The sequence below is a fragment of the Pseudomonas sp. PvP009 genome, assembly GCF_017832995.1.
GTDB lineage: Bacteria > Pseudomonadota > Gammaproteobacteria > Pseudomonadales > Pseudomonadaceae > Aquipseudomonas > Aquipseudomonas syringae.
The window spans coordinates 3,697,556-3,723,246 of the sequence record NZ_JAFIBG010000001.1 but is presented as its reverse complement, the minus strand read 5'-3'; the positions used below and the strand labels follow the sequence as shown (position 1 = coordinate 3,723,246).

The window sequence follows — 25,691 nt, the reverse complement described above, 5'->3', positions numbered from 1 at the left end:
TGACAATAGCGCCCAGTCGACTCGCTGCCCAATAGATATTTGCGCACGGTGACATAGACAGGTGTTATTTCAGAACTGTATGACAGTTACGAAAGCGCGCGGTGCGATCTTTAGGGGCGCTCGTCGTCGCTGTGTACCGCGGGTAACCGGCGAGGCTCATGACGTTCGCCGGTTCCGGGATTTTTTACAGCGTCGGTCAGACGAATCCGGTCACTGCATGGGGCACGTACGGAGCCTCGAGGCGTTTGATATCCTCATCACTGAGCACCAGTTGCAGCGCTGCGATGGCATCGTCCAGTTGCGTGGCCTTGGAAGCGCCGACGATGGGCGCGGATACACCGCGCTTGGCCAATACCCAGGCCAGTGCGATTTGCGCCATCGGCACCCCGCGCTCTGCGGCCAGCTGTTCCACGGTATCGATCACCCGACCGTCTTCCTTTTCCGTCGCCTCGTAAAACGACTGGCCGGAAACGTCGGTTCTGGTCCGCTCGGTCTGCTGACCATGGGGCCTGGTCAGCCTGCCGCGTGCCATCGGGCTCCACGGCATCAGGCCGACACCCTGATCGATACACAGCGGGATCATCTCGCGCTCTTCTTCGCGATACACCAGGTTCAGGTAGTTCTGCATCGAGACGAACCTGCTCCAGCCATGCGCGGTCGCGACCTGCTGGGCCTTGGCGAACTGCCATGCGTACATGGAGGACGCGCCGATGTACCTGGCCTTGCCGGCCTTGACCACATCGTGCAGGGCTTCCATGGTTTCTTCGATGGGCGTGTCATAGTCCCAGCGATGGATCTGGTACAGGTCGACGTAGTCAGTGCCGAGTCGCGTCAGACTCGCGTCGATACTGGACATGATGGCCTTGCGCGAGAGCCCCTTTTCGTTAGGACGGGTCGAGCCTTCCCACATGTTTGCCGGAAAGAACACCTTCGTGGCGATGACGGTCTCGTCGCGACGGGTGAACTCTTTGAGCAATTTGCCGACGATGGTTTCCGAAGTACCTGCCGAGTAGCTGTTGGCCGTGTCAAAAAAATTGATGCCTTGCTCGACGGCGTGTTTGATGATCGGCCTGCTTGCTTCTTCGCCCAGTGTCCAGGGATGCGTTCCGGCATCGGGCTCGCCGAATGTCATGCATCCAAGGCACAGTCTGGAAATATCCAGCCCTGTGTTGCCAAGCTTTACGTAGTCCATGAATCCTCCGTCTATCGTTGATTGATCAGCCGTCGAGCCGTTTCGGTGCCGTCCATAACATTTACAGTTGGGGTAATGTCTGCCCGGAACAACTCGCTTTGGCGCGATTGGTTCTATAGTTCTAGTTCTGTAGAACTATAAGCGACTGTGCACGATTCGGGAGAGCAATATGGCCAGACTGGAACAGATAGGGTTTCTCGGTTTCGATGTATTCGGCACCGTTGTCGACTGGCGAAACGGCGTGGCGCGGGCCGCTGCGCCATTTCTGCAGCAGCATGGCGTGAACGTCGACCCCCTTGATTTTGCCGATCAGTGGCGCGGTCTTTATCAACCTTCCATGCAGCGCGTGCGTGCGGGTGAGCGCCCGTACGTGACACTCGACGTGCTCAACCGGGAAAGTCTCGAAACCGTGCTGGCGCGCCACGAGGTGGATTTCGGCAGCATCTCCGACGCCGAGCTCGCCGAGCTGAACAAGGCCTGGGAAAGGCTCGATCCATGGCCCGACTCGGTCGCAGGCCTGACCCGATTAAAGCGCAGATTCTCGATCGGTACGCTATCGAACGGACACATCGCCGGAATGCTCAACCTGGCAAAGTTCGGCGGACTGCCCTGGGACGTCATCGTCGGCGCGGAGATCGCCGGCACCTACAAACCGATTCCCCAGGCCTACCTGAAGTCTGCAAAAGCAGTGGGTCTGGCGCCGCATTGCGTCGCCATGGTGGCTGCGCATAACGCCGACCTGACTGCCGCACGTGCGAATGGCTTCAAGACCGTTTTCGTCCGACGTCCCGCCGAGCACGGGCCAGGCCAGACGTCTGATCTGACCGCCGAACAGGACTGGGATGTGATCGTTGATTCCCTGACCGAAGCGGCTGACGCGCTCGATTGCTGAAGCGCCATTACCCGGGCGGGCCGTTCACCCGCGCAAGTCTTTCCACATGTGCACTTTGGCGACGAACCCGGTGCCTACAGCGACTGCAAGGGGTTCGAGGCCAAAGGTCACGAAGCCCATTCGCTCGTACAGTCCGACTGCTTCGGTGTTGCCCTGCGTGACAGTGAGCTGGACGACCAGAAGCTCGGGCCGGGTTCCGGCATGGTCGAGCACGCTGCGCACCAATCGAGCGCCGATGCCCCTGTTCCTGTGTGCCAGTGGCACGTACATGCCGAACAGGGTCGATTTGTGTCGGGCCTTCTTTCGGGTTTCGACGCAGAGGCCGGCGACGCCCAGCAGGTGACCGTTTTCAACGGCGGCAAACACTACTTCGCTTGCGCCAGCGCTGTCATCGAGCCTTTTCTCCCACCATTGCGCAGGCAGCACCTCGCGCTCTTTCACGTCAGAGGTAAAGGCGTCTGGATGACGTTCATAGGCCTCAAGCATCAAGGCGCGATAGGCAGGCGCATCGGCCGGGGTCAGTCGTAGGTAGTTCAGGGTCATAGAGGCCGGGCTCATGTGAATCAGGTTTCGAGTATTGCATCGGATGCCTGGAAAAGTCGTCGCCTGACACTGGAATTTGAAACAGATCCGGCGGCTGGACGGCCGTGCCGTTTGACGGACACTTTCGCGGTTTGTAACTTTTTGTTTGCCTCATCGCTAAAAATCGTGGTTATTATCCCCGGCGCTCAGGGCCAAAAACCCAGCGCCAATGACTGTCATGGGTCCACAGACTCCGCAGTCACAGCCGATCGGGTCCACCCTGGCGCTGACACCCCGGCGCAGGCCGTTCCCCGTCGTTGACCCTCGAACCGAAGGTGAGGTTTCAATTGGCCACGCGGTATGCAAACGTCAGTTCCAAGGGTAGAGCGATCAGTCTCGTCAACGAGCCAGCCAACCCCCTTTCTGTATGCGATTCGCGCCGTGCCGCGTTCGCCTGTCATCCCTCAGCGATCCCCCCGCGCGCTTGCATGTCAGGTCATGGCATGAGCCCGAGAGCCCGCGCCGCACCCTCTCCCTGAATCTCGATGTTCATCCGGCATTGCTCATGCCGTGCCTGACGGGCTTGCTGCTCTGCGCTCCCGTCTGCTCATAAAAAAATAATCTGCTCACGGACGGTGATTCCTGATGGTCGACAAATCTTCCTCGCGCGGGACGGGCTTCGCTCATCCTGATACAGAGCAACCCTTTGACCAAACCCAGTGTGTGCATGGCCTTTTCGAAGCACAAGCGCAGCTTAATCCTGACGCTATCGCGGCACGCTTGGGGCTGGACACGCTTGACTATGCGACGCTCAATACCCAAGCCAACCGCCTGGCCCATTACCTGCGCAGTCTTGGTGTCGGGCCGGATGTGCGTGTCGGGATTTGCCTGGAGCGCTCGCTGGACATGCTGGTCGGCGTGCTCGCGGTACTCAAGGCCGGCGGTGCCTACGTGCCGCTGGACCCCACGTACCCGAAAGCCCGTCTGGCCCACATGCTGGCAGACAGCGCGCCACGCGTGCTGCTGAGCCACGCCCCGGCGCGCGCGGTGTTGCTGGCGGCGCTGGAGCAAGGTGAGGTCGCAACGCAGGTGCTCGATCTGGCCGATACCTGGCTGTGGGCAGCGCAGCCGACGCACAACCCTGACCCGCACGCGGTCGGTCTGACGTCCCGCCATCTGGCGTACGTGATCTACACCTCGGGCTCCACCGGGACGCCCAAGGGGGTCATGGTCGAGCACCGTGGGCTGATCGCGGTGAGCGCTGCCTGGGAGCGGTTGTATGCGCTGCACAAGCCCCTCAATCACCTGCAAATGGCCGGGTTTTCCTTCGATGTGTTCAGCGCCGACCTGATCCGCGCACTGGGTTTTGGCGGCACGCTCGTGCTCTGCCCGCGTGACACGCTGATGGACCCGCCCGCGCTGTATCGCCTGTTGCGCGAGGCGCGCATCGATTTCGCGGATTTCGTGCCTGCGGTGCTCAACCCTTTGCTGGTCTGGGCGCAGGAGGCGGGGCGCGACCTGTCGTTCCTGAGCACGGTGGTTTGTGGTTCGGACATCTGGACAGCGCACAGCGCGCGCCAACTGCGCGGTTTGTGTGGCGAGCAGGCACAGATCGTCCAGGCCTACGGTGTTACCGAAGCGAGCATCGACAGCACCTGTTTCGAGTTCGAGCCCGACAGCCACGTCGATGCGGTGCTGCCCATCGGACGGGCGTTGGCCAACACGCGGATTTACCTGCTCGATGCCGCTGACGAGAGGGTTCCCCAGGGCGTGACCGGCGAACTGTACATCGGCGGCGCGGGGGTTGCGCGTGGCTACCTGAACTTGCCGGAATTGACCCGCGAGCGCTTCATCGACAGCCCGTTCGTGGCCGGTGAGCGGTTGTACCGTACTGGCGATCTGGCCCGCTATCGGGCTGACGGCCATCTGGAATTCCTCGGGCGCAACGACTCGCAGGCCAAGCTGCGCGGCCTGCGCCTGGAACTGGGAGAAATCGAGGCGCGTCTGGCCGAGGTTGCCGGTGTGCGTGACAACGTGGTGGTGCTGCGCGAGGACAACGCCGGCGTACCCAGGCTGATTGCCTACTTTCGCGAACAGAGCGGCGCAGGGCTGACGCCCAAAGGCCTGCGCGAGCATCTGCAGCGCAGCCTGCCGGACTACATGATTCCTGCTGCGTTCGTGCGCATGGACGCGCTGCCGCTGACCGCCAATGGCAAGCTGGACCGCATCGCACTGCCCGAGCCGGGGGATGACGCGTTCGATCGGCATGTCTTCGAAGCCGCGCAAGGCGCGCTGGAAACGGCCCTCGCGGCCATATGGGCGGAGGTGCTGGGCGTCGAGCGAGTCGGTCGCCAGGATCACTTTTTTGCACTCGGCGGCCACTCGCTGCTGGTGATGCGCGTGCTGGCCAAGGTTCGGCAGGCACTGCATCTTGAGGTGTCACCCTCAGCCCTGTTTACCGCCCCCGTGCTGCAGCAGTTCGCCGAACGACTGAGCACCGCTCAGCAGGGCAACGCTCGCCCACCGATCACGGCTGTAGAGCGTAGCGGGGCACACACATTGTCATCTGCCCAGCAGCGCCTGTGGTTTCTGGCGCAGATGGAAGGCGGCAATGCGGCTTACCACATGCCCTTGAATCTGCGCCTGCGCGGGCCGTTGCAAGTGGCCGCGCTGGAGCGCAGTTTCAATCAGCTGGTGGCCCGCCACGAGGCGCTACGCACCACCTTCTTCGCGGTCGAGGGCGAGGGGCGGCAGCGCGTTTGCGCTGCGGAGACGATCATTCCGTTACCAGTCATCGATCTGCGCGGCGAGCACGATGCCCAGGCGCGTCTGCTGGCGTTGATCGACGCAGAGGGCAGCAAGCCGTTCGACCTGGCGGTAGGGCCGTTGATGCGCGTCAGCCTGGTCAAGCTGGCCGACGACGATCACGTATTGTTGCTGACCCAGCACCATATCGTCTCGGATGGCTGGTCGATGGGCGTGCTGACCCGTGAACTGGGGCTGCTCTATGAGGCGGCTATTCAGCAACCGGCCGCGCACGGGCAGTCCCTGCCACTGCCGCCGCTGGCTGTTCAGTATGTGGATTACGCGGCCTGGCAACGCCAGTGGCTGTCCGGCGAGGTACTGGATGCGCAGCGGCGCTACTGGCGTGAAACCCTGAGCGGTGCACCGCTATTGCTGGAGTTGCCCACCGATCACAAACGTCCGGCCGCCCAGGATTACCGCGGCGGCTTCGTGCCACTGGTCTTTGACCGCGTGCTGACGGCACGGCTCCGAGTGTTGGCTACGCAGCAGGGCACCACGTTGTTCATGAACCTGCTGGCGGCCTGGTCGCTGTTGCTGATGCGCCTGTCGGGGCAGGATGACGTGGTCATTGGTGTGCCCTCGGCGAACCGCAGCCAGCAGGAGCTGGAAGGGCTGATCGGGTTCTTCGTCAATACCCTGGCCCTGCGCATGACCCGCGCCGGCAGCCCGACGGTGGCCAGCTGGCTGCAACAGGCGCGCAGCGTTGCGCTTGCCGCTCAGGAACATCAGGACTTGCCGTTCGATCAAGTGGTGGAGTTGCTCAACCCGCCGCGCAGTCTGGCTTACAGCCCGGTGTTTCAGGTGCTGTTCGCCTGGGAGCAGCATCAGGATTCGGATCTGGAGTTGTCCGGGCTCGACGTCAGCGTGCTGCAAAGCGTCCAGCCAGTGGCTAAATTTGACCTGCAACTGGCACTCAGCGAACGCGACGGGCAAATCGTCGGCGGCCTGGAATACGCGTCGGGGCTGTTCGAGCCGGAGACCGTGGTGCAGATGGGCGAATACCTGCGCCGCATCCTCATGCAGATGGTCGAGGACAGCGAGCAGCCGCTGGCGACGCTCGACCTGCTCAACGCCGAGCAGCACCGACGGATCGTCCACGACTGGAACCGCACCGAACGCGATACCTCGGCGCAGCCCGATTGTGTCAAACGCTTCGAAGCCGTGGCGCAGCGCACACCCGACGCCGAGGCGTTGCTGGCCGATGAGCGAGCGCTGACTTACGCCGAGCTCAATCAGTCTGCCAACCGGTTGGCGAATTACCTGATCGAGCAGGGCGTGAGGCCCGAGCAGCGCGTTGGGCTGTGTCTGGAGCGCTCGCCGCAGATGGTCATCGGCCTGCTGGCCATTCTCAAGACCGGCGCCGCTTACGTGCCGTTCGATCCTGCATACCCGGTCGAGCGTCTGGCGTTCATGTTCGCGGATGCCGCACCGAGCCTGCTGCTGACCCAGACTGTACTGCGTGCCGGTCTGCCGCCGTTGCCCGACACGCTGCCGATCTGCTGCCTCGACGTTGAAGCGCAGCGCTGGTCTGGGTATTCCGAGGCCAACCCGCAAGTCCCCGTCAGCCCCGGCAACCTGGCTTACGTGCTCTACACCTCCGGTTCGACCGGGCGGCCCAAGGGCGTGGCGCACAGTCGTGCGGCGCTGGATAACCTGATCGCCTGGCAACTGGAACAGACGCCTGTTGCACAACGCGTGCTGCAATTCGCGTCGTTGAATTTCGACGTGTCGTTTCAGGAAATCTGCAGCACGCTGTGCCAGGGTGGCAGCCTGGTGCTGATGAGCGAGGCCGGCCGCAAAGATCTTGCCGCGCTGCGCCCGACGCTGGTGGCCGAAGATGTACAACGGGCGTTTCTGCCGTTTGCCGTGCTTCAGCAACTGGCCAGCCTCACTGAAGCCGAGGCGTCGGTGCCGATGCCTTTGCCAAAGGGCGGCTGCGAAATCATCACTGCTGGCGAGGCGTTGCTCGTCAATGACGAACTGCGTGCCTTTGTCTGCGGCCTTGGCGGTGCGCAACTGCACAACCAGTACGGCCCGACCGAAACCCACGTGGTCAGCCAGTTCAGCCTGAACTGCGATCAGGCCGGGCAGTGGCCGGATGCGCCGCCGATTGGCCGGCCCATCGCCAATGCGCGTTTGTATGTGCTGGACGGCGACCTGAACCCGGTACCGGTCGGTGTGGCGGGCGAGTTGTATATTGCCGGTACTTGCCTGGCCCGTGGTTATCTGAATCGTCCAGACTTGAGCGCCGAACGCTTCCTGCCGGACCCGTTCAACCCGCAGCCTGGTGCGCGTATGTACCGCAGCGGTGACCTGGCGCGGTTCGCGGCTGACGGCAACGTTCACTACCTGGGACGCATCGACCAGCAGGTCAAGTTGCGCGGCTTTCGCGTCGAACTGGGCGAGATAGACAGCCTTCTGCACCAGCAACCCGGTGTGCGGGAAGCGGTGGTGCTGCTGCGCGAAGATGTGCCGGGCGACAAGCGTCTGGTGGCCTATGTGGTGGGGCCTGCAACTGCCGAAACATTGCGTGCCGAGCTACACCTGCACCTGCCGGAACACATGGTGCCGACGGCCTGGGTGGCGCTGGCGCAGTTGCCGCTGACCCGTAACGGCAAGCTCGACCGTCAGGCGCTGCCAGTGCCAGAGCGGCAGGCCGCCAGTGCCTATGTGGCACCGCGCGACGAGACCGAGCGGCAGATGGTGTGTATCTGGGCCGAGGTGCTCAAGTGCCAGCAGGTCGGCATTCACGACAACTTTTTCGAACTGGGCGGGCATTCGCTGCTGGCCACGCGAATGATCTACATGATCAACCAGCGCATGGGCGCGCAGCTGTCCCTGAGCAGCCTGTTCAAGACGCCGGTGCTGATGGACCTGGCCGAGCAGGTGCGGCTCGGGCGGGGTGACGGGCCTCCGCTCGACACACCCTTTGCCCCGATTGAAGCCGATCGCAGCGCACGTTACGCGCCGTTTCCGCTGACCGATATCCAGCAGGCGTACTGGTTTGGCCGCGAAGCGTCGGTCAGCCTCGGCGGGGTCAGTGCCCATGGCTATGAAGAACTGCGCATCCCCGGCCTCGACGTGCCACGTTTCGAGCAGGCGCTGAACCGCATGATCCAGCGGCACGACATGCTGCGCGTGGCGTTCCTTGGTGATGGCACGCAGCAGGTCCTCGACAGCGTGCCTATCTATCACATGCCACGCAACGATCTGCGCGGCCTGTCTGCCGCCGCCGCGCAGCAGGCCCTGCAAGTCACCCGCGAACGTCAATCCCATCAGGTGCTGGACGCCAGTCGCTGGCCGTTGTTCGAGTTCAGTCTGTCGTTGCTCGATGAGGGCATCAGCCATCTGCACATCAGCCTTGACGCCCTGATCGTCGATGCCGCGAGTACGCAGATTCTGGCGCGCGAGCTGATGGCGTTTTATGCCGACCCGCAGTTGCAACTGCCCGAACCGGGGCTGACCTTTCGCGATTACGTGCTGGCCGAGCAGCGCTTGCGCAATGACAGCCGCTACGCACAGGCACTGGACTACTGGCGCGAGAAGGTTGCCACGCTGGCACCTGCGCCGGACCTGCCGCTGGTGTGCCAGCCGGAAAGCATCAGCCAGCCGCACTTTACCCGCCGCGACCGCGAGCTTTCAGCGCTGCAGTGGTCACGGCTCAAGGAACTCGCCAGGCAATTTGCCGTGACGCCGTCGGTGATGCTGCTGACCGCGTTCAGCGAGGTGCTGGCGCTGTGGAGTCGGCAGCCGCGCTTCACGTTGAGCCTGCCGCTGTTCAACCGCATGCCGCTGCACCCGGATGTCGATGAGATCATTGGTGACTTCACCTCGCTGGTCTTGCTTGAAGTCAGTCTCGACGGGGCCGCGAGTTTCATCGACAAGGCGCGTGCCGTGCAGGCACGGTTGTGGCAAGACATCGACCATTCGGTGGTCAGCGGCGTGCGGGTGCTGCGTGAACTGTCCCAGGCCCGAGGCGTGCAGCAGACCGCCATGCCGATCGTGTTCAACAGCACCTTGTCGGAAGCTGCGCCGGAACTGGCCGAATTCAACCTTGCCGACGCGTTGAATGCCGAGCACATGCACAGCATCACCCAGACCCCGCAGGTCTGGCTTGACCACACGCTGCTGGAGCTGGAAGGGCGCCTGCTGTTCAACTGGGACAGCATCGACGAGTTGTTTCCGCAAGGCCTGATCGAGCAGATGTTTGTCGCCTACAACGCGCTGCTGGATCGCCTGCTGGACGCCGATGCCTGGAACGCTGGCACGGTGGAGCTGATACCGCGGGCGCGCTTGCCGGTGCCCGATGCCAGCCCCGTTGACTCGGCGCTGATGCACGAACTGTTTGATCGTCAGGCACTCACTGCCCCGGATGCGCTGGCGGTTATCGGCACCCAGCGTCAGTTGAGTTATCGGCAGCTGCGAACCGAAGCGCGACAACTGGCGGCGCTGCTTCAGCGTCGCGGCGTGGTGCCTAATCAACTGGTCGCGGTGGTTATGGAACGTGGCTGGGAACAGGTCGTCGCGACGCTGGCGATCCAGTACGCCGGCGGGGCCTACCTGCCGCTCGACCCGGCACTGCCGACCGAGCGTCTGGAGCACATTCTGCAACGTGCCGAAGCCAGCCTGGCGCTGACTCAGCCGGCACTGCTGCAACGTATCGAGTGGCCCGTGCAGGTCCAGGTCATCAGCGTGAGCGACCCGATCGTTGCCGACGATGGCCTTTCCGATCAATCCGAATTACACGCCGTGCATCTCACTCCGGACAATCTGGCCTATGTGATCTACACCTCGGGCTCGACCGGCCTGCCCAAGGGCGTGGTCATTGATCATCGCGGGGCGGTGAACACGCTGCTCGATATCAACCGGCGCTTTGCCGTCGGCGCTGGGGACCGGGTGCTGGCGGTTTCGTCGCTGAGTTTCGACCTGTCGGTCTATGACTTCTTCGGCACGCTGGCCGCTGGCGCAGCGGTGGTGCTGCTCGAACCGCAGCAAGCCCTCGACCCGGCGCACTGGCTGACGCTGATCGAGCGGCATCAGGTCAGCCTGTGGAATTCGGTGCCAGCCTTGTTCGGCATGTTGCTGGAGTATGTGCAAAGCGAGCGCAGCGCGTTGCCGTCGTGCCTGCGCGTGGCGATGCTGTCAGGCGACTGGATTCCCCTGACGCTGCCCGAGCGTGCCTGGGCGCTGCAGCCGGCGTTGCAACTGGTCAGCCTTGGCGGGGCGACCGAAGCGTCCATCTGGTCGATCCAGTATCCGCTGCAGCAGGTCGACCCCGCGTGGCGCAGTATTCCCTATGGCAAGGCGCTGGATCACCAGCGCTTCTATGTGCTGGATGACGCCTTGCAGGTTCGCCCGACATGGGTGGCTGGCCAGTTGTATATCGGCGGTATCGGCCTGGCCAAGGGCTATTGGCGTGATGAAGCCCTGAGTGCCGGCAGTTTCTTCGCTCACCCGCTGACTGGCGAACGTCTGTACCGGACCGGCGACCTGGGGCGCTGGCTGCCCGACGGCAATATCGAGTTTCTCGGGCGTGAAGACACCCAGGTCAAGGTCCAGGGGCACCGCATCGAGCTGGGCGAGATCGAAGCGGCGCTCAATCGCCATCCCGGCGTGCAGAGCGCCGTGGTGCGGGTGCTCGGCGAAGCGCTGGGCGAGAAGCGGCTTGCGGGCTACATACTCAAGGCCGATCCCTCGTTACAGGCCAGTGATTTTACCCAGTACCTGGCAGACAAACTGCCGGCCTACATGGTGCCGACGTCGTTTACCTTCGTGCAGGAATGGCCGCTGTCGGCCAACGGCAAGGTCGACAAGAAGCGCCTCCCGGAGCCAGCGCAGGTCCAGGATGCCGGTCCTGCGCTGGAAGTGGAGGGGCCACAGGAGCAACAACTGGTGATGATCGTGCAGGGCGTGCTCAAGCGCCCGTCGATCGCTGCCGACGCCAATTTGCTCAACCTGGGCGCCACCTCGATCGACATTGTCAGGATCAGTAATGCGCTGTCCGGCGAACTGCAATTCCGTCCCAACGTTGCGCAACTGCTGGCGCAGCCGACCCTGCTCAACCTGCTCGGCATGTACCGCCGCAATCTGGCCAACGGCAGTGTGGTCGACAGCGTTCGTCAGCGCGCGGGTTCGCCTGAGCAAGTGATCGAGGATCCGCAGCAGCGGGCGCGCTTCAAGGCCGACCAGCGCGGTCGGCGGACTTTCACCCCAGAGGTTGCGGCGCTGAATCTTGCGCGTCCGGATGATCCGGTGTTCGCGCGACGCTTCAGCGATTACCGCTCGGTACGCCAATTCGCTGAGGGGCCCATTCCGACCGAAGCGTTTGCCGGATTACTGGCCAGCCTGGCGCAGGGGCAACTGCACGGCGAGGTCAAATACCAGTTCCCGTCCGCAGGCGGTCTGTACCCGATCCAGTGCTACCTGTATGTCAAACCGCAGCGGGTCACCGGCGTTGCTGCCGGCGCCTATTACTACGACCCGGTTGAGCACCGCCTGCTGATGCTCGACAGCGAGCCGCTCGACCCGGACACCTACGATTATTTCGTTAACCGACCGGTGTATGAAAACGCCGCGTTCTCGCTGTTCTTCATCGCCGACATGGCCGCGATACGGCCGCTGTATGGCGAGCGCAGTCGCGACTTCTGTCATATAGAAGCCGGGGGCATGGCGCAATTGCTGACCATGACGGCGGTGGAGCAGGGCCTTGGCCTGTGTGGCATGGGCTCGCTCGAAGAGCAGCAATTGTCGGCCCTGTTCGACCTGGGACCGAATCATCAGTTGATCTACTCGATGGTGGGCGGCCTGCGCACTGCCGACGAACAACGCCGCGCGCAGGTCGAGGCGTTCGCTTCTGCCGCCGATCAAACGGACGACGCCAGCGACATGGAGGAGATAGAGATATGAATGCCTATCAATTGCTGGAGTTGTTCGATCGCCACGCCGTGGTGCTTGAAGTGGACGGCGACAAACTGCGCTGCAAGGCGCCGCGCGGGTTTCTGAATGACGAGATGTTGCAGGCGCTCAAGCAGCACAAGGCAGAACTGATTGCCTTGCTGAGCGGCACCGACCCCGCCGCGATTCCTCGGCGTGCTGCCGGGCAAACGGCTGTTCCGCTGTCGTTTTCACAACGCCAGCTGTGGTTTCTCGATCAGATGGAACCGGGCAATGCGTTCTATAACGTGCCCACTGCGGTGCTGCTGAAAGGCGCGCTGGATGTGCCGGTGCTGGAGCGGGCGCTGAACGAATTGATCATGCGCCATGAAATATTGCGCACCACCTTTGCCAGCGTGGACGGCGAGCCACGGCAGCTCGTGCACCCGGCGATGCCGCTGGTGATGCCAGGTGTCGACCTGCGTGACCTGTCGCCGACAGCGCGCGATGCGCACGTCAGCATGGCGGTGGAGCAGGAGGCCAAAGCGCCGTTTGACCTGGCCAGCGGCCCGTTGCTGCGGGCCTCGCTGCTGCGCCTTGCCGATGAGGAATACCTCTGGCTGTACAGCGTGCACCACATCATCGCCGACGGCTGGTCGATGGGCGTGATCCTTCAGGAAGTGACTACCGTGTATGGCGATTTTCTGCGCGGTCAGGCGTCCAGTCTGGCGCCGCTGGCGGTGCAGTACGCCGATTATGCCTGCTGGCAGCAACAGCGGCTGAGCGACGAGGCGCTGGCCGGGCAACTGGACTTCTGGCAGCGCACGCTGGCCGACGCGCCGCCGCTGCTCGACATGCCTGCCGACCGGCCACGTCCGACCGTGCAGCGCTACGTCGGGGCGACCTTCAACTCGACGGTCGACGGCACCACCTTGCGTGCGCTCAATGCGCTGGCCAGACAGACCCAAGGCACGCTGTTCAACGTGCTGATCGGCGCGCTGTCGGTCCTGCTCTGGCGCCACAGCGGTCAGCGGGACCTGTGCATCGGTACGCCATTCGCCAACCGCAGCCGTCCGGAAATCGAGCCGCTGATCGGCCATTTCGTCAACACTCAAGTGATTCGCCAGCGTCTCGATCCGCAGCAGACCTTTGCCGAGCTGTTGCGCGAAGTGCGCGCCACTCTGCTGGATGTCCATGCGCATCAGGACGTGCCTTTCGACCGCGTGGTGGAGGCCGTCAACCCGCAACGCGATACCGCGTATTCGCCTCTGTTTCAGGTGATGATGGTGTTGCAGAACACCCCAGGCAACGCCGCACGGATGCCGGGCCTGAGCATGGCCTCATACGGCACCGGGAGCGCCACGGCCAAGTTCGACCTGGCGTTCGAATGGGTCGAGCGCGACGGTGTGCTGAGCCTGCTGGTGGAATACAACACCGACCTGTTCGACCAGACCAGCATCGAGCGTCTGAGCGGGCATTATCGTCAGCTGCTGGAACAGGTGGCGCTGAACCCCAAGCAGCCTGTCGGCGCACTGACGCTGATCAGCGATGCCGAACGCGAACAGATACTGCATGCGTGGAACAGCCCGGCACCGCTGGCCCAGCCCGTCGATTGCGTGCATCGCCTGATCGAAGCTCAGGTCACGCGTCGGCAGGCCGAGTGTGCGGTCATCTTCGAAGGTCGATCGCTGAGCTACAGCCAGCTCAACAGTCAGGCTAACCGCCTGGCGCATCACTTGCTCACCCTCGGCGTCGGCCCGGATGTGCGCGTGGCGGTGTGTATCGAACGTTCGCTGGAACTGCCGGTGGCCGTGCTGGCGGTGCTCAAGGCCGGGGGCGCCTATGTGCCACTGGACCCGGATTATCCATCGGGTCGCCTGCGGCATATTCTCGATGACACGTCCCCGGTGGTGCTGCTGGCCCAAGGGCCGACGCGCAAGATCCTGCGCGAGGCCCTGCAAGGCGCGGACTGTGAAGTGCCGATCCTCGACGTGCAAGCCGATGCCGTGCTTTGGGCCGAGTGCCCGTCGGACAATCCGCAGCCGCAGCGTGTCGGTGTGAACGCCGACCACCTGGCGTATGTGCTGTACACCTCCGGCACCACCGGGCTGCCCAAGGGGGCGATGGTCACGCATCGCGGGCTGAGCAACCTGCTGCTGTGGTGTCAGCAATTCTGCGGCGAACACGGGAGCATGCTGCACAAGATTCCATTCGGTTTCGACGCCTCGGCCTGGGAGATTTTCTGGCCGTTGCTCACCGGGGGCAGGCTGGTCATCGCCCGTCCCGGCGGGCATTTCGAACCCGGCTACCTGACGCAGGTGGTGCGCGAACAAAGCGTCACCGCGATGGTGTTCGTGCCGGCCATGTTGCAACTGTTTCTGGAGGTCGAAGAGGTCAGCGCCTGTCTCTCCCTGAAGGATGTGTTCAGTGGCGGTGGGGAGCTGTCGCCCGCAGTCGCCAGGCTGTTTCAGGAGCGTCTGCCGCATGCCCGCCTGCACAACGTCTATGGCCCGACCGAAACCACAGTGATCAGCAGCGTCTGGACGCTGGAGCCCGGTGCTGACGTTCCGCCACGCCAATTGCCCATCGGCCGACCCATTGCCAACACCCGTTTTTACGTGCTCGACGAGCGTGATGCGCCGGTGCCGGCCGGGGTCACCGGTCAGTTGCACATTGGTGGTGTCGGCGTTGCACGGGGTTATCTGGGGCAGGACGAGCTCACCGCCGAACGGTTTATCGACAACCCCTTCGTTGCCGGTGACCGGCTGTACCGCAGCGGCGATCTGGCGCGTTATCGCCCGGACGGTCAGTTGGAGTTTCTCGGTCGCAACGACTTTCAGGTCAAGCTGCGCGGCATTCGCCTGGAACTGAGTGAAATCGAAGCGCGGCTGGACCTGTTCCCCGGTATTCGCACCAGTGTGGCGTTGATCGTCGGTGATACGGCGCAGAACCAGCGCCTTGTGGCGTGCTGCGTTACCGACAGCACGGTGGACGAATCCGCACTGCGTGCGCACCTGTCAACGACTCTGTCCAGCGCCGTCATGCCCAGCGCGTTTCTGTGGCTGGACGCCTTACCGTTGACGGTCAATGGCAAAGTCGACCGTGCCGCCCTTGCGGCACTGGCCGATCAGGATCTGGCCGACCGGCAGGTCAATCTCGGCAGCCCCCGTGACCATATCGAGCTGACCCTGTATCAGATCTGGAAAGACCTGCTGCTAGTGCCGCAGATCGGCATTCGCGACAACTTCTTCAACGTCGGCGGGACATCGATTGCGGCGATCAAGATGGCCTACGAAATTGGCCGGGCGTTCAGCGTCGAGGTGCCTGTGCGCGTGATCCTCGGCCACCCGACCATCGAGGCGTTGGGCGGCTGGCTGCGTAGCGGGGCCAGCCTGGCCGCGGCACAGGACAACCTGATCGAATTCCGGCGCGGTGCCGGGCAACGCAACGTGGTGTGCATTCACCCGGCGGGGGGCACAGCGTTCTGCTATCTGTCGCTGGCCAAGGAACTGCCGGAAAGAATCGGTGTGTACGGTGTGCAATCGCCAGGGTTGAACCCCGGAGAGAGCACCGAGCCGAGCGTCGAAGCGATGGCCGACGCCTATTTGCGGCGGATCGCGGCGTTGACCTCACAACCGCTGGTGCTCACCGGGCTGTCGTTCGGTGGCCTGGTGGCGTACGAAATGGCCCGCCGTCTGACGGCTGCCGGCCATCGTCAGGTGACGGTGGTGCTGCTCGACACCCAAGGCTCGGATGATCCGGGGTTTCGGCAACAGATCGGGACCGTGGACATGGCGGAGTTTCGCGACAAGCTGGTGCGCTTCAACGGCATGTACCCCGGCATCGAAGACGAGCAGGTCGAGCGATATTTCCACCTCTACAACCACAACCGCCTGGCCATGGCCGCATACGAGTGCGCGCCGCAAGCCGGGCGCATCGTGCTGATTCAGGCTCGCGAAGGCTTTACCCGCCCGCAGTTGCATGAGCTGCGCAGCTTCTGGCGTCGTCGCGCGGGCAATGGTTACAAGGCCCGGCTGGTACATGGCGGGCACTGGGACATGCTGGAAAGCGCTGAGGTGCATCGGGTCTCGCAGACGCTCAGGCAAGAGCTGCAACGTTTCGACACGCAGGAGGCGCAATGATGAACCGGCACGAGGAGAATATCGCCCGCAACCCCCAGACCCTGCTGTCGCGTTTTGCCGAGCAGGTACGCCGTGAGCCCCAGGCGCTGGCCGTGATCGACCGCCAGGTACGGCTGACCTACGCGCAACTGGCCAGCGCCAGTGAACGCATCGCCAAAGGGCTGCTGGCACAAGGCACCGGCCCTGCGGATCCGATTGCCCTGTGCATGCCGCGCTGCTGGCAATGGGTCGCCACGATACTGGCCGTGCTGAAAGTCGGGGCTGTGGTGGTGCCGCTGGATCGGGCCAGTCCGGCCCGGCGTCGACAGCTGATGCTCGACGACGGAGGTTGCGTCGGGCTGGTGACCCTCGGCGAAGACGCGGACAGCCTGGCAGCGCCACAACGTGGCTGGTACGTCAGCGTCGAAGCCCTGCTGGAATTCCCTGATCAACCGGCACTGCCGCTGCCCAAGGACTTCGCCGCGTCGAGCTTCCTGTTCTACACCTCGGGCACCACCGGTACCCCGAAGGCCGTGGACGTAGGGGAGCGCGGCCTGTTGCGTCTGGCCCGGACCGACAGTTGCCTCGACACTCGCGCAGGCGAGCGCGTGGCCTGCCTGTCCAACCCGGCGTTCGACGCCTGTAATTTCGAACTGTGGGCGCCGCTGCTCAACGGCGGTTGCTGCGTCATCATTGCCGACGCAGACCTGCAGGACGCACAGCAACTGGCCAGAGTGCTGGAAACGCAGCAGGTCGATAGCCTATTCATGACCGTTTCGCTGTTCAACACCTTGAGCGCAGATAACCCCGCCTGTTTCGCCAGCCTGCGCCAAGTGCTGATCGGCGGTGAGCAGGTCAGCGCCGCGGCGGTGCGGGCCTGGTATCAGGCCAATCCCGACAGCCGTTGCCGGATTTTCAACGCCTACGGACCCACCGAATGCACCACCTTCGCCGTGTGCTATCCGATCCCCCGCGACTTTGCCGGGGACGCGGTGCCGATCGGTCGGCCATTGCCTGACACCGGCGTGCAGGTGCTTGATGCGCAACAACGCCCGGTTGCCAGTGGCGAGGCGGGTGAGCTTTACCTGAGCGGCAGCGGGGTCGCATGCGGTTACCGCAACCGTCCGACCGAGACTCAACAGCGTTTCCTGCGCCTGCCTAAAAGCGACGCCGGGGATGTACTGCATTACCGAACCGGCGATCAGGTGCGGGTCAATGCCGACGGGCTGATCGAGTACCTGGGGCGGATTGATCGTCAGGTGAAGGTCCGCGGTTTTCGCATCGAGCCGGGCGAGGTCGAGCAGCGTATTCTGGAGCACCCGCAGGTGGCGCAGGTGCACGTCTGTACGCGCCGGCAGGCGGCTGAAGACCACCAGTTGCTGGCCTTCATCGTGCCGCGCGAGGCGCTGGACTATCGCGATTTCGACCAGCACCTGCGTGACAACCTGACGGTATGGATGCGCCCGCATCAGCTGTTTGTGCTGCAGCGCCTGCCGTTGACCGCCAATGGCAAGATCGATCAGCGTGCGCTGCTGGAGCAGCCCTTGAAACCGTGGCGACTGCAGGCGGGTTCGCGTGCAGACGAGCAACACTCGCCCACGCTTGACTGGCTGCTGACTCAGGCCCGCAGGTTGTTGGCGCAACCTGAGCTGAGCGGCGAGGATGACTGGCTGGGCAGCGGCGGCGACTCGCTCAAAGCCATGCGTCTGCGTTCGGCAATCCGCACCCACTGGCGGCGGGAAATCACCCTGGGTGCGCTGCTGAGCGAATCGTTTTCGGCACTGGCCGAGCGACTCGGTGATGAGCAGGGTGCGGCGTCTGCCTATCCACCCGCGCCGCCCGTCAACCGTTCAGGGCGTGCGCCAGCGACGGCCGAGCAAAGTCGCCTGTGGCTGATGCAGCAGCGCACGCCGCAGGCGACCGCCTACAACGTGCCGCTCATCCTGCACCTGGCGGCGGGTGTTCAACTCCCCGCGCTGGCCGACGCCGTGCAGCGCCTGCTGACTCGGCACAGCGGGCTGCGCACGGCGTTCGTCTCCGCTGCCGACGGGCTGCATCAAGAGGTTCACCAACGGGACGCGGTGTGCCAGACCTTTGCTAAAGGGGCGTTCAGTGAACAGACCTGGCGCAGCTTTGCAGCCCTGGTCTTCGGCACACCTTTCGATTTGGCGACGTCGGCGCTGTGCAAGGCCTGGCTGTTGCCGTTTGCCGATGGCAGCTGCCGCTTGCTGCTTAACCTGCATCACGTGGCCATTGATGGCTGGTCGATGAACCTGTTGTTCGATGACCTGGTGCAGCTGTACGACGATGCGCTGCAGGGGCTGCCGAGTGCCGAGCCTTCGCCGGGTCTGGGCACGCTGGAGTTTGCCCTGTGGCAACGGCAATGGCGTGTCGACCCGCGTTACCGCGATCAGCGTCGCGCCCTGGCCGGGTTGCACCGTCAGCACCCGGCGTCTTCTCCCGCGCTGCTGCCGGTTCGCGAGCCTGGCCCGCAGGCACTGCTTTATCGTCAGCCGCTGGGAGCCACGCGCAGCGCTGCACTGGATCGTTTTTGCAGCCGACAGCGCGTCACTCGTTATGAGGTGCTGTTCAGCGTTTATGCCTGGAGCATTTACGCCCTGACCGGCTGTGAACGGCCACGCATCGCCAGCCCGGTATCCAACCGTCCGCTGAGCGAATTCGAAGACGCAATCGGTATGTTCGCCAATACCGTGCTAATCCCCACGGCGTTCGACGGCGACAAGGCGCTCGGCCAGCAATTGCATCAGCAGACCGCCACTGTGCGTGAGGTGCTGGCCTTGCAGGACGTCGCGCTGGCGGATCTGGTGGAAGACCTGCGGCTGTCGTCGAGCAGTGCGCTGTTCGATTTCATGTTCGTGCTGGAAAACACCGACTACGCCAGGCTGGCCCATACCGGCCTGCGGGCCACGCTGGAATTCAACGAGACGGTGCAGGCCAAGTGTCCGCTGACCTTGCTGGTGGTCGATGCCGGGTCGCAGCTGGAATGCTGGTGGGAGTACCAGTGCAGTTATTTCGATGCGGCACAAATGGTCGCCGTCAATCAGCTGTTGCAACAGGGGCTTGATCTGCTGTTGGAGAAACCGTCGGCGACCCTTGATGCGCTGCTCACGCCTTACCGCTTCAGCCTGCCGCCCGCCAGTCAGGGCGACAGCGCTGAGCCACCGTTCAACACCGTGGCCGACTGGTTCGCTTACCAGGTGAGTTGCACACCGGATGCTCCGGCACTGGTCGACAATCAGCAGTGCATCAGCTACGCCGAACTGGATGCACTGGCCGATACGCTGGCGGCCACCCTGATCGAGCAGTGCCCGTTGCCGGAGGATAACGATGCGCCGCTGCAAGTGGTCCTGTACCTCCAAGCGTCGGTCGAGCACATCGTGGCCTTGCTGGCGCTGGCCAGGCTCAACCTGACGGCGGTACCCGTCGATCCTGGCTATCCGCTGGCGGTGCAGCGTCAGGTCATGCAGCAGGCACAACCCGGCTGCGTGCTGTACAGCGCGACCACTGAGGCGGCACTGGAACAGTTGAACGCAGACCGACGGGTCTGTCATCGGGTCGACCTGAGCGCTACGGCACGGCCGTTCGAGCGTCGCCGTCATGCGGGTCAACGACCGTTGTACACGCTGTTCACGTCCGGTTCGACGGGGACACCAAAAGGGGTTCAGGTGCCGGACCGAACCCTTTGCAATCTGTTGCACTGGCAGCGCAACGAGGGGCAGTTACCCGCGAAGTCAGTGACCCTGCAATTCTCCATGCTGTCGTTTGATGTGTCGTTTCAGGAGATTTTCAGCACCCTCTGCGGCGGGGGTTGTTACCACCTGATCAACCCGCGTTGGCGGCAGGATGCCCAGGCATTGTTGAGCTATCTGGTGCAGACGCGTATCGAACGGCTGTTCCTGCCCTGCGTGGCCTTGCAGCATCTGGCGCAGACCGCTGTGAGGCAGGGTGTGTATCCGCAGGCGTTGCGCGAGGTGATCACGGCGGGCGAGCAACTGCTGTGCACCGAGGCATTGCGCAACTGGTTCGGCGGCATGCCGCAGGCACGGCTGTTCAATCATTACGGCCCGACCGAAACCCACGTGGTCAGCGCCTGGCGTTTGCCTGCGGCGGTTCAGGACTGGCCGCTGCGCGCGCCGATCGGGCGGGCAGTGAGCAATGCACGCCTGCTGCTGGTGGACGAATACGACCGGCCGGTGCCGCGTGGCAGCCAGGGCTATCTGCTGGTGGCAGGGCCGATGATTTCGCGCTGCTATCTCGCTGACCCGGCGCTGAATGCTGCGCGCTTTGTCGAGTTGCCGCAGCCAGAGGGCATGACCCTGTTCTATCGCACCGGCGACCTTGCGCGGGCTGATGCAAACGCCTGTCTGCACTACCTGGGCCGGGACGATCAGCAGATCAAAATCAGTGGTCAGCGTATAGAACTGGGGCAGATCGAGGCCGCGCTGTTGCAGGTCGCTCAGGTGAGCAACGCGGTGGTGGCCATACAGGCTGAGCCGCCCCGTCTGGTGGCCTGGTTGCACAGCGAAGGCACGCTGCCCGATGCACTGCAGCTTGATCGACAGATCAGCCTGCACCTGCCGGCGCATGTGCGTATCGACGAGTACCGGCGGGTCGACGCCTGGCCGCGCACGCCGAGCGGCAAGATCGATCGCAGGGCACTGGGGGATCTCGGCGAGGTATTGCAACGGCAACGCACCGGGCTGCCTGCGGCACCGTTGAGCGCACTTGAACAACAACTGAGCGAGTTGTTCGTGGCGGTCATCGGTCGCGACATCGAGCCTGATCAGACTTTCTTCGAAGCCGGCGCCACCAGCCTCGGCCTGATGCGCCTGCATGCCCGTTACAACGAGGTGCTGCCGCAGCCAGTAGCAATGGCCGCGTTGTTCGAGCATGTCAGCGTGCGCCGCCTGGCACAGCATCTATCCATACCGGCAGGGCAACTGTCCGGTGCAGGGAAGGGCAGTGAGCGGGGTGCCAAGGCTGGCGAACAACCCATGGCGATCATCGGCATGTCGGTGAATGTGGCCGGGGCGAGCAACCTTGCCGAGTTCTGGGCGATGGTTCAAGGAAATGGCTTGGGCATCGAGCGGTTCGACGCTGCCGAGGGGCTGGTCGGTGCGCGCAGTCAACTGACCGGCCTGCTGGATTTCGATCCCGACTATTTCGGCATCAGTCTGCAGGAAGCGCGGCTGATGGACCCGCAACAGCGGCACCTGCTGATGGGCTGCGTGCAGGCGCTGCAACATGCCGGGCTGACACCCAAAGCCGACGGGCCGCGCATCGGCCTGATCGCCAGTTGCGGCGAAACCACGTATTTCCAGCAAATGCTGCGCGAAACCGCTGAGGGCGATCTGCCCGACGGTTTTCAGATGGCGCTGCACCACGACAAGGACTTTCTGGCCACCAAGGCGGCTTACCACCTCGACCTCGGCGGGCCGGCACTCAGCGTTCAGGCGGCGTGCGGCAGTTCGCTGATTGCCGTGCACCTGGCGGCGGCGATGCTGCGTCAGGGCGACAGTGACGTGATGCTGGCCGCCGGGGTGCTGATCGACCCGACCCTGACCGATGGCTATCGTTATCGCCCGCAGCACATTTTTTCCCGCGACGGTTTGTGCCGTCCGTTCAGTGACGACGCCAGCGGCACCATCGGTGCCAGCGGTTACGGGGTAGTGGTACTCAAACCGCTGGAGCGCGCCCAGGCTGACGGCGACCGGATCTACGCGCTGGTCGAAGCCTCTGCGCTGAACAACGATGGCCGCGCCAAGATGAGTTACACCGCGCCATCGGTGGCGGGGCAGAGCGCAGTGATCAGCGAGGCGCTGCGCAAGGCCGGGATCAATGGCGCCGACATGGGCTACATCGAGGCTCACGGCACCGGCACGCTGTTGGGCGACCCTATTGAAGTGGCTGCATTGACCAAAGCGTTCGGCGCGGCACCAGCCGCCGGTTGCGCGCTGGCCTCAGTGAAAAGTCAGGTGGGTCATCTGGGCGCGGCTGCCGGCGTGGTCGGGCTGATTCGCGCGACGCTTGCCGTGTTTCACGGGGTGATCCCACCCAACCTGGGGTTTACCCGGATCAATCCGCAAATCGATCTGCAGCACTCGCCGTTCTACATACCCACCACCTCCGGGCCCTGGCCCGAGGGGCGTCGGCGTCTGGCCGGGGTCAGCAGTTTCGGCATCGGTGGCACCAACGCGCATGTGATTGTCGGCGCCGCACCGCAGCAGACAGCGCGCGTCGAGAATAGCCCGGCGTGCCTGCTGCTGTCGGCGCACAGCCGCACTGCCCTGGAGCGGGACATGCTGGCGATTGAAGCCTGGCTCAACGCCTTTCCCGAGCAGCAGGCTGCGCTGCTGCATTACCTGCAACACGGTCGACGCGCGTTGCCTTGGCGCTTCGCAATGATCTGCCAGCCCGGTCAGACGCCGCGCCTGCAAGCATCGTCGATCAAGCAGGTGCCGCTTTCGGACGTGCGAGTGAACGCCAGCGAGCATTCGCCCCAGGCCGTGCTGGACGCCTGGTATGCGGGGGCCAGCATCGAAGGGTCGACCGGTTCGACGCCGTCCCCCTGGGACTTGCCTCCGTCGGCATTCGATCTGCAGACCTTCCGTTTCAAACCGGCCGCTCGCGCCGAACTGCAGAAGTCGTCAGCCGTCGAGCGCCAGCCGCTGGCGGACTGGTTCTATCAGCGTCAGTGGCAGCGGGTAAACCGTCTGCGTACAAAACCGACTGGCGAGGGTCGTGAAGTGCTGGTGGTGTGCAGCCATGAACGTCTGGATGCCACCATGCTTGGCAGTCTGCAGGGTGTCTATCGGCATGTCATTGAGGTGCAGGCCGGCAATGGCTACCAGCAACTTGGCCCGAATCGTTATGAACTCGACCCGCTGGACCCAGTGGCGTTTGGCCGATTGATCGCTACGCTCGATCAGAATGGGCAGACGGCAAGCGAACTGGACTGGCTGCATGCCTTGCCGCTGTCGGTGGGCGGAGCGGTTGACGAGCAAAGCCTGGCGGCCGCGCAATGGGCTTGTCTGGATACGCTCAGCGCGTTGTTGCAGGCCTGGGGGCAGAACGCACAGAAGAGCGTTCTGCGGCTCTGGCTGTTGTCTTGGCAAGCGTGCCCGGTGAACGGCCAGGTCATGCGCCCTGAACTGGCGGCGCTGGCCGGCATCACCGAAGTGGCGCCGCAGGAGTACCCGATACGCTGTCATTGGCTGGACCTGCCCACGGCGCAGTTGAGCGTTCAGGCTCGGCACCTTGCGGCGCTGCTGGCCGAACCGGCGTCGCTGCCGCGGCGCATGGCCATTCGTGATGGTTATCTGTGGCAGCCTCAGCTGTTGGCCAGTCCGCTGGCGAATCCGATGGCTGATTCGAATCTGCTGCCGGCGAACGGCACGTTTCTGGTGCTCGGCGGTACAGGCGGCATCGGCCGTACCTTGTGTGAACACCTGCTGCAATCCAGCCAGCGGCGGGTCGTGCTGCTGTCGCGAGGTGGCGAGTGTCCGAAACAACTGCACGCCTATGCTTCGCGCATCGATAGCATCGCTGCGGATATCGCCGACCTGGCGCGCTGGCCCACGGTGCTTGAACACTTACGTGAGCGTTATGGGCACTTTGACGGCGTGATTCACGCCGCCGGCACCGGAGCGGGCAGCCTGATCCGTCAGCGCGATGCTCAGGTGCTGTCTGATGCGATGGCCAGCAAGACGCGTGGCATGCTGGCGGTCGAAGCGTTGATCGAGCAGATGACTCCGGGGTTCGTCCTGTATTGCTCTTCGATGTCGGCACTGTTCGGTGGCGCCGGGCACCTGGACTACGCCGCCGCCAGTGCCGTGCTTGACGGTTTTACCCACTACCGCCCGCATGCCGAAAATGGCTGTGTGCGTCTGGGCATCAACTGGGACATCTGGCGCGATGTCGGCATGGCCGCTGCCAGTGGCGTCGGGGATGACGCGCACCAGCGGCATCTGGCGGTCGGCCTGTCGGCGCAGGAGGGCTGCCGGGTATTCGATGCGGCCATGACGGCGCAACTGCCGCAGTTGCTGATCTCGACCACCGATCCGGACACGGCGCGACAGTTTTACCCGGTTCGCCACAGCGCGGGCTCGACGCTGGCCGATACTGCGCCAGCGCTGACGGCAGACACTGAAGCGCCGGACCGTCTGCCCGAGCATCTGCATGACTGCCTGTGCAAATGGCTCGGTGTGAGTGCGCTGCAGCCGGATGCCTCGCTCTATGAGCTGGGCGCCGATTCCCTGACCCTGCTGGACCTGATCGACGAACTGCAGGCCGCGACCGGCGTGGTCTTCCAGTTGTCGCAGTTCAGCCACAAAGTCAGCCTGGCCGAGGTGTTGACGTTGGTGCAGGCGTCAGGGGCCGTAACGGCTGCGGACGAAAACCAGTGGGCCGATGCGGTGCGGATCGATCAGTGGCATGCGGGCGCGGGCCGCGAGCGCCTGTATCTGATTCACCCGGTGGGTGGCGACGTGCAGGCGTACCGCGAGCTGGCCTCGGCGCTGCACCCTGATCTGGGCGTGTGGGTAATCGCCGATCCGGCCTTGCGCCTGCCCGACCTGCCGAACATCAGCGTGGATGAGCGCGCGCAGCTGTATCTCAAAGCGTTGCAGGCCCATCACCCCGACGGCACGGCATGGCGTCTGGCCGGCTGGTCGTTCGGCGCTTGGGTGACACAGGCAATGTGCAGCCTGCTGACGGAGGATTGCGAGCAGCCATTGTTGTACCTGATCGATCCCCCCGCGCCGGATGCGGGTAACGAGCTGGCGCAGATTGGCGAAGCGCAGATTCAGCAAGTTTTCCAGCGCGAGTTTTCTGCACGGCGCGGCGTCAACACGGCCACCAGCACGGCCAGCGAAGATGCATCGAGTTACCTGCAAAGCCTGATTGTCTGCTGCCAGAACAATATGGCGAGCATGGCCGGCCATCAGCCCGAAGCGCTGTTGCGCACTCCAGTGCGACTGTTCATCGCCACACAGCCCAATCCTTATGGCATGGGCAGCGCCTGGCGGATCGCCGATCTACAGCGGGCCTGGCAAAGACTGTTACCGCATATGCTGAGCTGGGAAGCACTGGACACCGATCACTACGGTATTGTCGCAGCGCCCTGGGCGCAGGTGATTGCCGAGATGATCAATGCCGACCTGTCGTCGATAAAGGGCTGAACGTTAACGACAGGCTTTTCAGGCGGGGCTGAAGTACCCGCAGACGAACCACGGGCATGGTGACCGGCCATGCCAACAACTGAAGG

The 25,691-nt window shown here is 63.8% G+C and carries 6 protein-coding genes; 4 read left to right on the top strand and 2 right to left on the bottom strand.

Going from position 1 to position 25,691, the window contains the following annotated elements:
* Window positions 1-196 precede the first annotated feature (196 nt).
* Window positions 197-1,192, bottom strand: coding sequence for an aldo/keto reductase (locus JOE29_RS15745; RefSeq protein ID WP_003315226.1), 996 nt, complete (start codon window positions 1,190-1,192; stop codon window positions 197-199).
* Between the two features lie 169 nt (window positions 1,193-1,361).
* Between JOE29_RS15745 and JOE29_RS15740 the strand changes: the two genes are divergently transcribed.
* On the top strand, window positions 1,362-2,084 hold the full coding sequence (locus JOE29_RS15740; RefSeq protein ID WP_210079685.1) for a haloacid dehalogenase type II: 723 nt from the start codon (window positions 1,362-1,364) through the stop codon (window positions 2,082-2,084).
* A gap of 24 nt (window positions 2,085-2,108) precedes the next feature.
* On the opposite strand, the gene JOE29_RS15735 is transcribed toward JOE29_RS15740, so the two are convergent.
* Window positions 2,109-2,627, bottom strand: coding sequence for a GNAT family N-acetyltransferase (locus JOE29_RS15735; protein ID WP_058446944.1), 519 nt, complete (start codon window positions 2,625-2,627; stop codon window positions 2,109-2,111).
* A gap of 624 nt (window positions 2,628-3,251) precedes the next feature.
* Between JOE29_RS15735 and JOE29_RS15730 the strand changes: the two genes are divergently transcribed.
* The 3 genes from JOE29_RS15730 to JOE29_RS15720 are packed head-to-tail and all read left to right on the top strand — an operon-like array spanning window position 3,252 to window position 25,605.
* Window positions 3,252-12,317 carry a non-ribosomal peptide synthetase gene (locus JOE29_RS15730; RefSeq protein WP_210079684.1) on the top strand — a complete coding sequence of 3,022 codons (9,066 nt, stop codon included), beginning with the start codon at window positions 3,252-3,254 and terminating at the stop codon, window positions 12,315-12,317.
* On the top strand, window positions 12,314-16,426 hold the full coding sequence (locus tag JOE29_RS15725) for a non-ribosomal peptide synthetase (protein ID WP_210079683.1): 4,113 nt from the start codon (window positions 12,314-12,316) through the stop codon (window positions 16,424-16,426). Before JOE29_RS15730 ends, JOE29_RS15725 begins: the two co-directional genes overlap by 4 nt.
* On the top strand, window positions 16,426-25,605 hold the full coding sequence (locus JOE29_RS15720) for a non-ribosomal peptide synthetase (protein ID WP_210080020.1): 9,180 nt from the start codon (window positions 16,426-16,428) through the stop codon (window positions 25,603-25,605). The genes JOE29_RS15725 and JOE29_RS15720 overlap by 1 nt, the downstream gene beginning before the upstream one ends.
* Window positions 25,606-25,691: the final 86 nt, after the last annotated feature.